The sequence below is a fragment of the Nostoc sp. NMS4 genome (assembly GCF_017115095.1).
Taxonomy (GTDB): domain Bacteria; phylum Cyanobacteriota; class Cyanobacteriia; order Cyanobacteriales; family Nostocaceae; genus Nostoc.
In genome coordinates this window covers 1-14829 of record NZ_JABXKI010000232.1, presented here as the reverse complement: position 1 = coordinate 14829, position 14829 = coordinate 1, and the positions used below count along the sequence as shown (strand labels likewise).

Sequence of the window (14829 nt, the reverse complement as noted above, 5' to 3'; positions counted from 1 at the left end):
GAAAACAGGTCATCCAGTCCTTAGCGTAAGTTTCGGAATGGATGCTCATTGCACCCCTTTCCTGGCGAAATTATTAGCTACTGTGTATCAGCAATTATCCCTATGAGAATGATTATCGTAGAAGCATCTCATCCCAGTTTAAGCGTCAGGTTTCAGAACCCTGATATGCTATTTTCAATAATATTGACAATTTAGTCATGAAATAATAACGTTATTAACGAAAAATAAATATTTCTGGACTTGAGAATTTTGGTATATTCTCAATTATTTTTCAGGGTTATGAAACCTGATACTTAGCTCTGGATTCCTTTTTGACGAAAACTTCGTGACACTAACCTATTTTAAGTTGACAATACCTATTTTAGCTATATAAAGATTTCACCCAATGCCATTCTTGATCCAAACCATCTTTGAGAGTAACTTGTGGTGCATATCCTAAAATTCTCTTCGCTTTGGTAACATCAGATGCTGTGTGACGTGCATCTCCCATTGCCTTTTCTATGTGATTCCTTTTGTAGAACAATACAGCGAATATGAAAGTTATGAAAACAGAAGATGGCAAGATTTAGACGAAAAAAAGGTCAATAGTTGGGCTAATGTTTGGGAACAATCAGTAGATCAATGGAATCAACGCCCAGTTGTACATGAAGTGGGTTCTATGTCTCCTTGGACTTATCAATATCTCGATCAGGCAGCAGACAAAATTGCAGAGTGGGCGATTTCTCTCAATCAAAAATACATTGGGGTCTACCAAGATAATAGCCCTGTTTCTTTAGCAACTATCTTGGGATTAGTTAAAGCCGGAGTGGTTGCGGTTTTATTCAATACCAGGGAATCCCCTCAAAAACTGTCAACTTTAGCCAATAATTCAGGAGTCAAAATTATTATCGGTAATCCTATCTCATCGATAGAAACGTATGACCCTAATTTAATTCTTGAACGTCCCTGGCAAGCCCGTACTTTAGCAAAATATCGTAGTCATATTACTATTAATGATCCAGGGGTAATTATTTTCACTAGCGGCACTAGTGGTCACAGTAAACCAGCACTCTTTAGCCATCGCAGATTAATTGGTGCTGGAATTAGCTGGTCATTGCGAACAAACATATCTTTTAAAAGTAAATGTTATATCACTTTACCCCTTTATCATGGTAACGGTTTAGCGATAGCTTTTGCAAGTTGCGTAGAAGTTGGAGCTTGTGCTGTAGTCCGCGATCGCTTTTCGGCTAGTGCGTTTTTAACTGATGTACGTACTTACAGTTGCGATTCATCTGTTTACATAGGTGAACTGTGGCGCTACTTGGTTAACAGACCTCAAAAACCTGATGATAGCGAAAATCCATTGCGTATTATTTTTGGTAATGGTTTAACATCTTCTCTTTGGAAAACCGTTGTAGAAAGATTTGGTATAGAGCATATAGTAGAGCATTAAAGTGCTACAGAAATGCCAGCATCAGCACTGACAAATTGGACAGGAAGACCAGGCTATTGTGGCTTTATTCCGCCAGATCATCCTGATGCCAAAAATATAGTTCTAGTTAATGACCAAGGAAAACCTGTTCCAATAGGAGAGGTTGGAGAAGCTTTATTACGAGTTTCAGATAATGTATATCGGGGTTATTTAGATCCAAAATTAGATGAAGATAAAGTCTGGAGAAATTTATTTGAATTAGGAGACATCTGGTGGCGTTCTGGAGATTTACTCCGTCGAGATTCTGACGGTTTTTTTATGTTTGTTGATCGTCTGGGTGATACCTTTCGTTGGAAAGGGGAAAATGTTTCTTGTCTAGAAGTTGAAGAAGCTATTTTATCAACAGGCAAGTTTCTAGAAGCAGTTGTTTATGGAGTTAAAATTCCTGGTGAATTAGGCAAAGTAGGTATGGCATCTCTTTTACCTATAAATTCTTCGGATAAATTTATAGGTCTTGATGATTTATTGACTGACTTGCTAGAAAAATTGCCTATTTATGCTATTCCACATATTATTCGTTTAGTCGATCAAACTCACAGAAAGACTTCAACAATCAAGATTATTAAAACCGATTTACAAAGTGAAGGATTTAATGAAATTGATAGATACAAGCATTTTGTATTGCTCAAAAGTGTATATCTTCCTCTAACGGTCGATCTTATTACATCAATAGAGTTAGGAAATTTAACTATAGGTTTCCGATAAATGGTTAGACAAATAAGCGTAAACTATTAGTATTTTCATAATTAAAATTATGGTTGTAGTTTTAGGAACAAGAATTCATAATAATTCTGCTAAATGTGCTAATGAGTTTTACTTACTTAAGAACTGGTGTTATCAAGCCCTAGAATACACTAATTATATAGTGGTAGCTACCGACAGCAAATCTTATACTAAAACCAAGCGAGCTATTAGAGACTTGGGAGAAAGAGTTCATACAATTTTAGTAAGTCCTTGGAAAGGAATTGTTAATCCACTAAATTCAATCATATGCGAAGCAAATATTTTAGGCGCGGAAAGGCTTGTGTTTCAAAGTGTAGAAGTTTATATCTCATCTAGAGATTTTGAAATTTTAAATTATCATCTTAAATCGGATACTTTGGTAGTAGGTGGAAAAATGGTTTTATCACATGGAGGAACACCAGGAACTAAGGTTATATGTGGAATGACATCTCCTTGGAATACACTAGCTTTATGGAATTTAGCAAAATTAAACACGACGGGATTTTTAGGAGTTTCTAATGGAATTATCAAGGGTATACCTGGTGGAATAGAAGAAGTACCCACCATTTCTCTACTGCAACAACTCTATCCAAATGAAACTCAAGCAAAGTTAGTTTCACTATCAGATTTATCATGGATCACCATCTGGAAAGATAAAAAACGAGAAAATTATCATAAAGAAAAAATGCTCACAAAATCTTCACGGGCAGAAGCTCAATTAAATTGTTTGAAAATTAAACCTGGATATGTGACAGTATTTTGATAGGTCTTTTAAACTCGCTAAAACTGCTTATGAATGGGCAAATACAAGCGTCATAAGAGTACTAATAGGTAAAGCTAATTTGCTTAAAACTGGCAGCATAATCGAAGAACTATCTATTAAAATCAAGAGCCATAGTATGAAGTTTCATTATTCTGACTGTTCTCGCTTCTGTACTTCCGCATACCCTATAAAATTTGTGACTTGTATAGTAAAAATATGAATCAGAATCGTTTTATCAATTGGTCGGGACAATATCAATGTGTACCTACTTTTGTTTACCATCCTAGTTCTACTGAAGAAGCTAGACAGACTGTTTGTCAATCATCTGAAATGGGAACAAAAATCCGAGTATTTGGCTCAGGGCATTCTCCGAGTGATATTGCCATGAGTAATGAGACTTTAGTTTCTATTGATCGATTAAATCTTATCCTCAATATAGACTATGAATTTAAAACTGTTGTTACTCAGGCAGGAGTTACGCTTAAAGAGTTGAATCAGAATCTAGCAAAACATGGACTAGCCTTACCAAATTTAGGTTCTATTTCCGATCAAACTATAGGTGGAGCAATGTCTACTGCTACCCATGGTACGGGATTAAATTATGGAATACTGCCAACAATTATTCAAGAAATAACTCTCGTAACAGGTTTAGGTGAGATTGTTAAAATCTCTATGGATGAAAATCCTAAACTATTTAATGCGGCTAAATGTCATCTAGGAAGTTTAGGATTAGTTACAGAACTTAAATTACAAGTAACAAAAGAATTTAACTTAGAAGTACATGAACAACCACAAACTCTAGAAACTGTATTACACAAACTACCAGAAAGTCTCCAATCTGACCACTATCGTTTTTGGTATTTACCTCATGCAGATATGGCTTGGGAGTGGAGCGCAACTCGGAGACCTTATAGGAAAATCCCAACCATACAAAATGCTTTCCAACATATACAGCAATGGTATCATGAAAAACTTATTGGTTACTATACATTTGAAGCTTTATTATACTTAGCTACATATAATCAAAATCTTATTCCTTATATTAATAGTTGGTATGTCCAACAAATGTTTAACGAACCAAAAGATTCGCAGGGAGATAGTGTAAGTCAATTCAATTTTGATTGTCTATTTAAACAACAGGTAAATGAGTGGTCTATTCCTATAGAGAAAACTGCTGACGCTATCTTACAGATTCGTAAGATGATTCAAGAAAAAGATTATAAAATTCATCTTCCCATTGAAGTACGCTTTGTTGTTATCCAGAGCAAAAGAAGCAGCCAGCACTCAAAGAATAGACGACTGTTCAATACTGGATAATCGTTTTTTGGCAGGCTTTTCAGGATATCTTTGACAATTTTGGGAAATGAATTTATAATCACAATCAAACTAATATATTTTAAGCCTTCGCCCAAAATTACCATATTTTGGGTTATTTTTATCGGATTTTTCTTAACATTCAACACTTCTGGCTATCGTACATATCCAAAAAATTACTGGACTGGCGCTTTAGTAGTACTTTGCAAAATTCCAAATGCTTACTTTATAAACATTTGGAATTTTGGCGCGGCTCGTTTCTAGCGTGATGTACTAGTCTCAACGATTGACCTCTAAGGCAAAATTCACCGTATATGGTTCCTCCAGTGATTGCTGATTACTAGCCTTGATTGCATCTAGATAGCGACGCAAAGACAACAGTTGTTGAGAATTGGGGCGATAAGTGAGACTTCCTTGTTTTTCAAAAAGTGGTGCTGTGGCGATCGCTTGATAGTCAGGATTTTCTTGCGAACTCTGGGTAAGCCACGTTGATTCTGTAACTGAAGGTATTAAACCCGAAGGTAGTTCACCTTCCAAAAAAGCCAGCAGCCGTTGCTGACAAATGCGAGTATTGATCCCACGACTTTCAAACAGCTGGATAACTTCACCGAAAGACAAAGGACGGTCTGGGAGCGATCGCAACAATTCTGTAAACAAGAAATAATCAGTGTATTGTTGCCTGGGTATATCTAAAATCTGGGGATGCAGAGGCAGCATTGCCAAACCATAAGCAACCCGACTGCAATTGGGAGCGCCGTTTTCGCCGAGATATGAATCTTGAATAATCTTAGTGCTGGGAAGTTTTTGCCGTAACCATCGGTTCACCGTTCCGATACAAGCCACTCCACCAGTCAGGATAGCTTGATTAATAGCTTCTGTGGGGATGCCACGAGCTACCAATAACTTGTTAAGTTCTCGGTTCAAGCGGCGCACAAAGGGGATAAATACTTGGCTTTCTAAATCTCGTCGCTGCAAAACCCAGCGCTGATCGGCTAATTCTAGAGTAAAAGAGTCTTGGTGTTGCAAAATCAGCTTTAGGGCTAACGCCGCATCTAATACCGCCTGTCCTAGTAGAGAACTTTCTAGACGCTGCTGGAGACGAATTCGAGCGGTAATATCTGGTTCTCCGACTCTGGGTAGTTCTAATTCTTCCAACCCTAAAGTCTGCCAACGCATTTGGTCTAAACCGGGAATTGAGGGTTGCCATTGCCAAGGATTATTTGTGGTAGTTTTGCGATTGTGATCGCTTGGTGTTTCTAGGCGTGATTGTCGAGATTTTGGTGGCAATAGCAACTGGCAGATTATATCTTGTTCAATTCCCTTGCCAGCATAAGCAAAACTGTGGAGCATGAAATCATTGTATGTCAATTGCTGCAAGCTTTCCGGTAGATTTACCAGCAACATTTCTGTGGCAGTTGTCCCAATGTTAATCACAAGGGTGTTGCCAACAATGGGATGTTCGCTGGTTTTTGCTGGATGAGAGCCTTGAGCATCGCTTAATTTTACTTGTTCGCCATTAGCAGCATCAAGTTCCGGGAGTAAACTAGCGATCGCTTCTTCGACAAAAAAGACTTGCTGCGGATGTTGGATGAGTTTGCTAGTGAGTAAAGCTTCCCGCACGTTAAAGCGGTATTGTTCCGACCAGCTAGATGGACAGGTGCAAATTACACCAGCAATATGATTGATAATTTGGGGAAAATCTTCTTCGCCGATTCCAACAGCAGCAGCCATTAAATTAGGGGTGGTACTTGTTTTTTCGGATTTGAGGGTTAATAGTAATTTAGAGAGCGATCGCACAACCCAAATTAAAGGCCCTGCCGAAAATTCATTTAATTGCAAAACAGGTTCCCATTTCTGTCGTTCACTCTTGTAGGGAATGGCTACTTGTAGATAGGGTTTTAACTGCGCCGAGTAGAGATTATTTTTTGTCGGATCTGCTGTTGTTCTCGGTGTTGCAGGAGTGGTAGCCGAGCGTTCGGGTACTTTATCTTGAGCAACAGCCGCAGGTGCTGTCTGCTCATGTGCTTCGATAGTTTCGTTTTCGCCGTGGGGTACAGAAGCTGTAGGCAGATAAACCTCTGTTGGTAAACGAAACGATTGCTGAAAGGAACTTGTTCCCGGTGGATTTTCTGCTGACCAGTAGATAGGATGTACAACAAAAGTTGAGCGATTTAATAACGCGGCGGAAATTCCTGTTGTACCTAAATCGATTCCTAAATACCAAACTGATTCTATAACATTGGGCGAAACTTCTGGATTATTTATGGAGTTGGCAATTGGAGGTAAAGAACTTTCTGGAACAGGAGTTGTGACTTCCTTTTTTTCAGTTTCTACCTGGGGAACTGCCAAACTGGAGAAAGCAGTAGTTGATGTATTCTCTGTTATTTGGGGATTTTCAGGGGAAGTTGTGGGGATTGTGTCTTGAATGTTATCAAGTAGTTCCGAGAAAACATCCAAGTTGTTAGCTGGCTGCGACTCAGAATTTAGCTGCCGATCAAAATTAGCCAAATCCCGATCTAATTGCTGCAACTGTTCTTCATCTAAAGAAATATCTGGTACAGTTGGAGACTGGTTTGACTCAATAGAAAGTAAGTTTTCCTGGGGTGAAGCAGCAATGTAATTATCTGAAGACAGTTCGGAGCGATCGCTGTTAATTAATACTTCCGATGTGTCGATATTGTCGATATCTTCTCTGCGATCGCGCACCGTGTCGTAGACAGACGCTTCGCTAACAGTCGGCTCTACCAATGAAATTTCTGCTACTTCTGGAGTCACTGGTGCTGTAGTTGTAGCATTATCCCCAAAATACGAGACTTCCAGCAGTTGCAATTCACTCTCTGTATCAGGTAATTGCTCAGTTGCTGTAGCTGTAGCTGTGGCATTATCCACAGAAGATGAGACTTCCAGCAATTGCAGTTCGCTATCGGCATCAGGCAATAAGTCAGTTAGGGTATTAATTGTATCAACACTAGCTGGCTGAGTGCCGATTTGTGGCAAACTGTCTATTTGTGGAGTAGAGAAGCTAAGAGGTAAATCTAGGTCAGTATCCTCTTCAAAAAATAGTTCTTCCTGTGGCTCTGATGAATCTGTGGTTTCTCCTAAAGTCTCTTGGGTTGAAAGACCCGTATCTAGTGTTACAACCGCAGAATCCACGATTGGAGTGGCAGGTGGGGTCTGTGCAATATTCAACGGTGATACAGAGGCTGTGGAAGCAGATAACTCATTTGTGGGAACATCGAGCTTTGGATTATTAACATCACCAGCATCAAACAAACTAGCGTAAAGTTGGTCTACCTCATCACCAATTGCCGCAGAAATATCCTGCGGTAATTCGCTTGGAGTTTGAGAATATTCAGATGAGTCTACGCCAAGCTGCGACAGCACTGCATCTAGATCCTCTGTGAGGGTAGTCTCCTTTTGCTCAGAAGTAATTGTGAGTGGAGATGAAATTTCTGGCTGTATAAGCTCTAAGGATTGGGGCGCAACTCCAGCAGCAATCTCGACTGGTTCAGTCAATGATGGTAGTGTTTCAGATTCTCCTCCCAGCAAAGATGACTTGGAACTAGGGGATTCTTGCTGCAAATGCTGGGTCAAATTATTGACAAAGCCGGCCATCAGCTGTTCGCCTTGCATCCCCTTGCTATGCATTCTTGCCAGTGCTTGCGACAGGGATTCGTAATAAGTATTAATATTGCGCTGTAGTGCTTCAAATACTACATTCACTGTCCCATCTAGGGATAATAGGCGTTGATCCAACTCCCTAGCTAGCTGGGTTAACCGCTCTATACCGTCAGGGGATTCTAATAAAGATTGAGATTGAGTTGCAGAGGTTGGGTAATTAATTCCTCCTGAAGAACTGGCGGAATTTTCCCCCGTCTGTCCAGTCAGTGGTGTTAAAGTTGGCACAAGGCGACTCATGAGTACCTGTAAAAACTCGGTAATCATTTGCTCCTGGTTTGTCAACTGCTGCGCTAAGGAGTAGTTTTGCAATCGTCTTTGCTCTAGCTGCCGAATTTCTTGTATGAGGGTGGCTCGCTCTTGCAAGAGCAATTCTAATTCCGATCGCAACGGCTGAATCAATCTCGAAAATTCATTTTTTAATTGTCCTGCGCCAACATTACTCTCTTCCTGACTGAATTCGAGCGGCGGTAGCGGATACTGGTTATAACCGCGATCGATAAATTTTGTTAACAAAGGCGATGGCTCCGCCAACGCCAAGGGCGAACGCGGTTCTTCAAAAGACTCATTTTGGATGCCGCTCTCTAATGCTTCTTTTTCTTGCAATCTTACCAAGAAGTAGCGAATTCGCTCTAAAACCTCTTTAGGCTCTTGCGCCTGACCAGACAGAAATCTAGACAGGCGCTTGCCACCACTAGCAAGCAAATTGTCAATGTCTGCGATCAACTTGGGAATTTCATCTGTACTAAAAGTCACTTTTATTTACCTTATGTAGAAATGTATGTCAACTAATGTGACAATTACTTTACAATCACCGTACCCCAATGGCGAGCTTGACCATAGGAGAAGTTTTGAGTAGCAAAAGCCGCTACTTGGACTTGTGACTGTCATTATGTTATGGATTACTGGGAGTCGTGGCAATCTTCAATCCTCACAGAGGATAACTAGAAACTTGTCTCCTTGTCCCCCATCCCCTTGTTTCTCCCTCTCCTTGCCCCTTTCCACAACTTTTGCTCGAAAAACTTAATTTTGCAGGTCATTGGTTGCCTATTTTGGAAAATCACTAAAATACCTGAGCAATAATTTACCGAAAAATTGGGTTTAAAGCCCCGTCGTTCTACGACGGCTTTCTGATAGAATTGTTTGGTCTCAGGTAGAATATCCGCCGATACAGGACGACTCAAATGAGTGAAGCACGACAAGTCGGGAAACAATAAAGACGACTCGGTGGCGAAAACGAGTTTAATCATAGCTAGCGAAATTAAAAAAGTAGCACAACCAGAAAAAAAGATTTTTGTCCGTCAACGTATCGTGGGGCGCACGAGAACGCGCTTGTTTAAGTATCAAGCGTAAATCTCTGGAGATATAGCCCTCTGAGGTCAACTAAGTTGAGCTATTTAATTGGTTCTGTTGAACGGTTAATTGGTTTAAGCATTGCCAGTAATGGATAGTTGATTTTAAGGTGTGTCAATGAAGGAGAAAACCTAAAAAGTGATTTTTAGAATCACCGCCCTAAAAGTGTGGTGAGAACGTCAATCCCTTTAGTATCATTAATGTTGTTTGCCTATATTCATAACTAATCAAGTTTGCAGTGCAGCTAGCCTCTAAGCAATATAACCGCCGGCTATAAACTACTTTTTGCAAAACTTTTACTCCGTTTAAACTTATAGGTAAAGATTATTTAGAAAAACTTCTTGTCGCTTTCTTGTGTAGCATAGTTTAGTTTTTTATTTGAAAGGGAGTTGTGCAATGATAGCTTAAGCTACAAATGACGCTCCTGTTTTTTGTGTATACATAGCAGCTTGAATTAAAGATGTCGTAATGGAAGATCGATATAGCTTGCAAGCACAGGCTAATTCCTGGATGATCGCCTCCGCTCCCTTTTTTCAAGGGTTGCCAGAAACTGCTGTGGAATCAGCCCTGATCCATCTCGTTACCCGCACTCACCCAGCCAATCAGGTGATTCTACTGGAAAATGACTGGGGTGGTTCTGTGTATTTTATTATGGACGGATGGGTAAAAATCCGCACCTACAATCTGGAAGGAAAAGAGGTAACGCTGAATATTATTGGCAAAGGTGAATTATTTGGTGAAATGGCGGCGCTAGATGAAGCACCTCGATCCACAGATGTGATTACTTTGGCCCCGACGGTAATTGGTAGTATGCCATCTCAGGATTTTGTCAAATTACTTCAAGTAGAACCCTTGGCGGGAGTTCGATTAGCGCAACTAATGGCACGACGTTTGCGGCAAGTAAATCGCCGATTGCGGTTGCGGGAATCTGATAGCCAGTCAAGGGTAGCAGATACGTTGTTATTTTTGGCAGAAGGACAGGGAAAAAAAGGGCAAACCGGAACCGAAATCCCCAATTTACCTCATCGGGAATTGAGTAGTTTGAGCGGACTAGCGCGGGAAACAGTAACACGAGTATTGACAAGGTTAGAAAAAAAAGGCTTGATTAAACGGGATCAAGACACTATTTGTATTCCCGATTTGTCAGCCTTAGAAAGAATGATCGTGTAACTACCATCGAATATTGATTTTTTAGTCAGCAAAAAATCAATATTCGATGCAATTATTATCATCCCCTGACAATCCCCACCTTATGAGTAAATTGTTCGCGTTAGCATCTGTCTGCGACACCCTGCGCGATCGCAGAGAAGGTGGAGACTTTTGCGATCTGTTAAAAACTTGTCAGATATGAGTATTTTAGATTCTCTCCCAGATGAGCCGGAGGAAGATCCATCCCCTGAATCTCCAACTCCTCAGAATCATTGGTTAGATAAAGAACAGCAGTTAATGCCTCCTCAAATCAAAGCTGATGCGCCCTTAAGGATGGTGGAAACGGCATTTTTAGCTAGTACCGCCAGCTTAATTTGGTTTATTAATTTTTACTTTCCCTTGGGGCCAGTTTTGCGGATATTTTTTCCGATACCGATTGCTCTAGTTTACCTGCGTTGGGGCAAACGTGCGGCATGGATGGCAGCACTCACCTCTGGGTTACTGCTGACGGTATTGATGGGGCCAACCCGTAGTTTGCTGTTTGTCATGCCCTACGGGTTCATGGGCGTTCTTTTGGGCGCTACGTGGTATCGTCGTCGTGTTCCCTGGATTGTTTCTATCACTTTGGGTACGCTATTGGGTACTTTAGGAGTCTTTTTTCAGCTGTGGTTGCTGTCTGTTTTGTCGGGTGAAGACCTATGGATTTATGTGATTACCCAGGTGACTAAGTTCATTGAGTGGGTATTTTTTAACTTGAGTTTGTTAGTAAGTCCCAGTGTATTTTTGATTCAAGTGGGAGCGATCGCTTTAATTATACTCAACAATTTTATCTACCTTTTTGTGGTACACCTGGCAGCATGGTTACTTTTTGACCGCCTGGGCAACCCGATTCCCCGCCCACCACACTGGGTACAAGTTCTCATGGATTATGAAGGATAGTTACATTTTGTCATTTTTCATTTGTCATTGGTTAAACGATCAGTCCTAACTAATAACCAATGCCCAATTCCCCATGCCCAATTCCCAAATTAGTATTTATACGCAAAAAGAACAGGGTGAACAATGGCTACGACAGTATCGTGGTTGTCCACCCGTATTTGCTTGTGTTTTAGGATTTACTGAAACTGGTTTAATTCCAGGAATTTCAGCAGCAGGTCGCACTCCAGAGGATCGAAAATATACAGCTTGTGCTGATGCCGAGTTTTTGTATTACGGCCCAGAACATAAAGCCCAATATCCCCTACCACCACTGGCGGCTGGGGCTTCACCTGTGCTGATTTCTCGCGCTGTCTTTGAGTCACTAAAGATACCAGTTCATTTATTTAATGCTGGTTTACCCCAGCCTCCTGCTGTGCCAGTAATTGATTTGGGTGGCTCTCCTGCTAAGTGTTTAAGTGGAGGTACTGCAATGGAAATTACAACAGTACACCACTTGTTTGAACAAGGGCTACTTTGGGGAGAACGCCTAGCTGCCAATATTCAACAGGGGTATCTGATTGTCGGTGAGTGCGTCGTTGGAGGTACTACAACTGCCCTGGCAATCTTAACTGGTTTAGGTATAGATGCTGCCGGAAAAGTTAACAGTAGTCACCCTGTTTGTAACCACGCGCAAAAGTGGTCACTAGTGCAAGCTGGGCTGGAGAAGATGAGGGGGAGCAGGGGGCAGGGGAGGCAGGGGGAAATAAACTTCCAATCTCAAATCCAAAATCCAAAATCTAAAATCCAAAATTCTGTCGATCCTCTACAACTTGTAGCCGCCGTGGGCGATCCCATGCAAGTGGTGGTAGCTGGGATGGCGATCGCAGCTAGCCGTAGTTGTGGTGTAATGTTGGCTGGAGGGACGCAAATGCTGGCGGTTTATGCGTTGATGAGTGCGATCGCTCAAGCTTACACCTTATCATGGCAACCAGAAGCAGTAGTTGTAGGCACAACCCGTTGGGTGGCAGAAGATCCTACTGGCGCTACAGTTGACTTAGCCCTCAACTTAGGAAAAAGTAGCTTAACTCAGAGTGGAGGAACCCCTGCTCTATTAGCAACTCATCTGAGCTTTGCTGATTCTCGTTATCCCCAGCTGAGAGCTTATGAGCAGGGCTTTGTCAAAGAAGGTATGGGTGCTGGAGCCGCTTGCATAGCCGCCCATCTTAGCCAAAATTGGCAGCAACACCAACTTTTGGCAGCCATTGAAGCCCAACTAGAACGGCTAAGTACTGCCTTGAACTAAAAATTAAAAACTTCCAGGATTGTCATCAAGTGCCAGCAAGAAATTAATCAGGTCTCCTTGCTGGTTGGAATTAAAACCAGACTGTCTATCTACGTAGAAGTCATGACCTGTGCCATCAAGGTTACTACGCACCAAAGCAGGGTTAGCTTTGTTAGCTTTCACAACTAAGGCACGAAGATTGCGATCGACCAAGGCACGCAAGCTGCTAGTAGCATCGGCAGGTATACCTTGGCTGAGAGTGCCAGATAGCCCTAAGCCACTCTTGTTAACAACCGTGAAACCACCATTTGAGTCAAATTTCAGGCTTCCTGCTCGTACTGCTGCACCACCATCGTGCAAATATGGGGCGCTTAAATAAAGACCACGCAAGGAAGCAGTTTTGTAACCGCCTTTTGGCAATATACCTTTGGGTAGAGTTGTGGGAGTATCAGATATACCCTGCGTTGGTACATCTAGCACTTCAGCATTAGCAGGTATGGGAACTGGAGTATTAAAGGTGTATAACTTGGGTGGTACTAACAATTTATTCAGCGCTAAGTGAGACTGGGCACGGGCTGGGTTAGTACCAATTTCATCAATTGGATGAATTTTGTTGTCGGTGAAAAATGGTGGAATATGGCAAGTTGCACAATTAGCTTTCTCAAATACTTTTGCCCCACGTTTAACAGAATTGCTAGTCAAAGCTTGCCAGTTTTCTGAAGTCTGGTTTGCAGGTAGCACTAAGCTATTTTGAAAAGCAGACATGGCGTTGCTAGCAAATAAAAAAGAGCCACTGGCAATATCACCTGGCTTTCTAGTATTTGGGCTGAAAACCAAACCGTTTAAACTAAACAAACTGGGACGCAGTTTTGGGTAAGTTCCTGTGCCAGGGGCAGGAATTTGGTCTTCTAATTCTGCTTGTGTAGGATTGGGTGCGATTTTCCGCAGCCATTCTGAGGGTTTTACTATTACTCCTTCTGGTAAACGTAGGCTGGGAACGGCAGCATTTTGCAGAAATGTACCAATATAAACCTCTGGGTCAATACCGAGAGTATCTGCACTGAGTTGAGCGGCTGCCAACAGATTTATTTCTGAAGAGTGAACACCATTATTAAGAGCGCTTAGTCCAGCAAATGGGCCACTGGCTCCTTCTCCTGACGCTCCATAAGGATGATTTTTAAACGTGAAGAGACTGGGAATTTGAGTACTGTCTCTGATACCATCCGGTGAACTCTCGAAATGACCGAAAGGTACATCTAACACTGCATCGTCAAAAGCTTTTTCTAACTTATCAGGATCGGGTAGTTCTACCTTATTGCCTTTACTGTCAATAATAGTCTTACCATTGCCTTTGTATTGTGGGTCTAAGGGGTTGAAGTTTAACCGTGCAAACCCTCCGGCTGTATTTGGTGCTAAGGCAATCAACAAAGGGCTTGCTAGTTCTCCATTAGGTACTCCTGGAATGACTTTACTATCATTAGAAAGAGTTACATGACAAAGCGCACAGGTAATGTTAAAGCTAGGTGTCAATCCTAGTGCAACACTCTGTCCCTTGAGAACTTTTAAACCTGTAGGAATAACAGTCCCTTTGGGAAAAGTTCGACTACCTATAGTTAAATTGTTCTGGAGAGTAATTTTTAGGTTTGTCGTTGGCTGACCTTGTAAACTGGCGATCGCTACACCTAATTCATTCGATATCTTAGTGAAGCCTTGTGCAAAACCGAATACTCCTTGCAAACCAAATGTATCGCCAATTTTGCGATTGAAGAATATATCTTCGCCTTTTGCAATTAATTCTTTAGTAATTTTAACTGCCCCCACCCGTTGATAGGAAATGGGATTATTAGGGTCAAATCCTTTGTTTACAACTAGTTGTGATGCTTCTTGAGGACTCAGCAGTTTGCCGAAATAGTCGTAATAGCCTAACGGTTGAGTCGGAGCAGGTTGCAAAATGTCAATTTTTGCGAAAGCCGTCTGGCTTGTCATCAACCAATTTGATAACAAAATGCCAAAAACACTAATGAGAAAAACGCAGATTAATAAGAAAATCTTGGTTTTTGAACGATACAAAACCCTAAAGACACCAGTCTTAGGGTTGTTGTTTTTTTGTTTCATAGTGAGGTAGTGACTAAAAGCCTATAGGTAGGTATATCACACTCTTACGTAAATATATGTAAT

9 protein-coding genes and 3 pseudogenes are annotated in these 14829 nt (G+C 41.2%); 8 read left to right on the top strand and 4 right to left on the bottom strand.

All coding sequences use genetic code 11. The annotated features are described in order from the left end of the window. Positions 1 to 361: 361 nt before the first annotated feature. Positions 362 to 514: pseudogene (locus HWQ37_RS20605) on the bottom strand (UDP-glucose 4-epimerase); the annotation flags it as partial. Here HWQ37_RS20605 and HWQ37_RS34685 point away from each other — a divergent pair. The 4 genes and pseudogenes from HWQ37_RS34685 to HWQ37_RS20590 form a co-directional block, all read left to right on the top strand. Beyond that, a complete protein-coding gene (locus tag HWQ37_RS34685) occupies positions 473 to 1432 on the top strand; it encodes an AMP-binding protein (protein WP_363318161.1) in 960 nt (319 codons plus the stop codon). The pseudogene HWQ37_RS20605 and the gene HWQ37_RS34685 sit on opposite strands and share 42 nt — an antisense overlap. A gap of 12 nt (positions 1433 to 1444) precedes the next feature. Next, on the top strand, positions 1445 to 2176 hold the full coding sequence (locus HWQ37_RS34680; RefSeq protein ID WP_363318160.1) for an acyl-CoA synthetase family protein: 732 nt from the start codon (positions 1445 to 1447) through the stop codon (positions 2174 to 2176). Between the two features lie 49 nt (positions 2177 to 2225). Further along, positions 2226 to 2957, top strand: coding sequence for a hypothetical protein (locus HWQ37_RS20595; protein WP_292750332.1), 732 nt, complete (start codon positions 2226 to 2228; stop codon positions 2955 to 2957). Positions 2958 to 3173: 216 nt separating this feature from the next. Next, positions 3174 to 4151, top strand: a pseudogene (locus tag HWQ37_RS20590) (FAD-binding protein); the annotation flags it as partial. 39 nt (positions 4152 to 4190) lie between these two features. Here HWQ37_RS20590 and HWQ37_RS20585 read toward each other — a convergent pair. Both HWQ37_RS20585 and HWQ37_RS20580 read right to left on the bottom strand, forming a co-directional pair. Then, positions 4191 to 4336, bottom strand: a pseudogene (locus HWQ37_RS20585) (IS4 family transposase); the annotation flags it as partial. Positions 4337 to 4550: 214 nt separating this feature from the next. Continuing rightward, positions 4551 to 8705: a hypothetical protein gene (locus HWQ37_RS20580; RefSeq protein ID WP_292750329.1), complete on the bottom strand. Its 4155-nt coding sequence runs from the start codon at positions 8703 to 8705 to the stop codon at positions 4551 to 4553. A 432-nt stretch (positions 8706 to 9137) separates the two neighbouring features. Here HWQ37_RS20580 and HWQ37_RS20575 point away from each other — a divergent pair, with 432 nt between their 5' ends. The 4 genes from HWQ37_RS20575 (at position 9138) to cobT (ending at position 12672) form a co-directional block, all read left to right on the top strand. After that, positions 9138 to 9302 carry a hypothetical protein gene (locus HWQ37_RS20575; RefSeq protein WP_292750327.1) on the top strand — a complete coding sequence of 55 codons (165 nt, stop codon included), beginning with the start codon at positions 9138 to 9140 and terminating at the stop codon, positions 9300 to 9302. A 468-nt stretch (positions 9303 to 9770) separates the two neighbouring features. After that, positions 9771 to 10472, top strand: coding sequence for a Crp/Fnr family transcriptional regulator (locus tag HWQ37_RS20570; RefSeq protein WP_292750325.1), 702 nt, complete (start codon positions 9771 to 9773; stop codon positions 10470 to 10472). 177 nt (positions 10473 to 10649) lie between these two features. Then, complete coding sequence (locus HWQ37_RS20565; protein ID WP_292750364.1) at positions 10650 to 11390, top strand: DUF2232 domain-containing protein; 741 nt, start codon at positions 10650 to 10652, stop codon at positions 11388 to 11390. Positions 11391 to 11463: 73 nt separating this feature from the next. Next, positions 11464 to 12672, top strand: coding sequence for a nicotinate mononucleotide-dependent phosphoribosyltransferase CobT (gene cobT / locus HWQ37_RS20560; protein WP_292750323.1), 1209 nt, complete (start codon positions 11464 to 11466; stop codon positions 12670 to 12672). 3 nt (positions 12673 to 12675) lie between these two features. Here the strand turns inward: cobT and HWQ37_RS20555 are convergent, their stop codons facing one another. Then, positions 12676 to 14637: a di-heme oxidoredictase family protein gene (locus HWQ37_RS20555; RefSeq protein WP_292750321.1), complete on the bottom strand. Its 1962-nt coding sequence runs from the start codon at positions 14635 to 14637 to the stop codon at positions 12676 to 12678. Between the last annotated feature and the right edge of the window lie 192 nt (positions 14638 to 14829).

Bases quoted from the DNA above. Each gene is read 5' to 3' on its own strand.
- HWQ37_RS20555 (WP_292750321.1), bottom strand. From the start codon at position 14,637: ATGACAAGCCAGACGGCTTTCGCAAAAATTGACATTTTGCAACCTGCT.
- HWQ37_RS34680 (WP_363318160.1), top strand. From the start codon at position 1,445: ATGCCAGCATCAGCACTGACAAATTGGACAGGAAGACCAGGCTATTGT.
- HWQ37_RS20570 (WP_292750325.1), top strand. From the start codon at position 9,771: ATGGAAGATCGATATAGCTTGCAAGCACAGGCTAATTCCTGGATGATC.
- cobT (WP_292750323.1), top strand. From the start codon at position 11,464: ATGCCCAATTCCCAAATTAGTATTTATACGCAAAAAGAACAGGGTGAA.
- HWQ37_RS20595 (WP_292750332.1), top strand. From the start codon at position 2,226: ATGGTTGTAGTTTTAGGAACAAGAATTCATAATAATTCTGCTAAATGT.
- HWQ37_RS20565 (WP_292750364.1), top strand. From the start codon at position 10,650: ATGAGTATTTTAGATTCTCTCCCAGATGAGCCGGAGGAAGATCCATCC.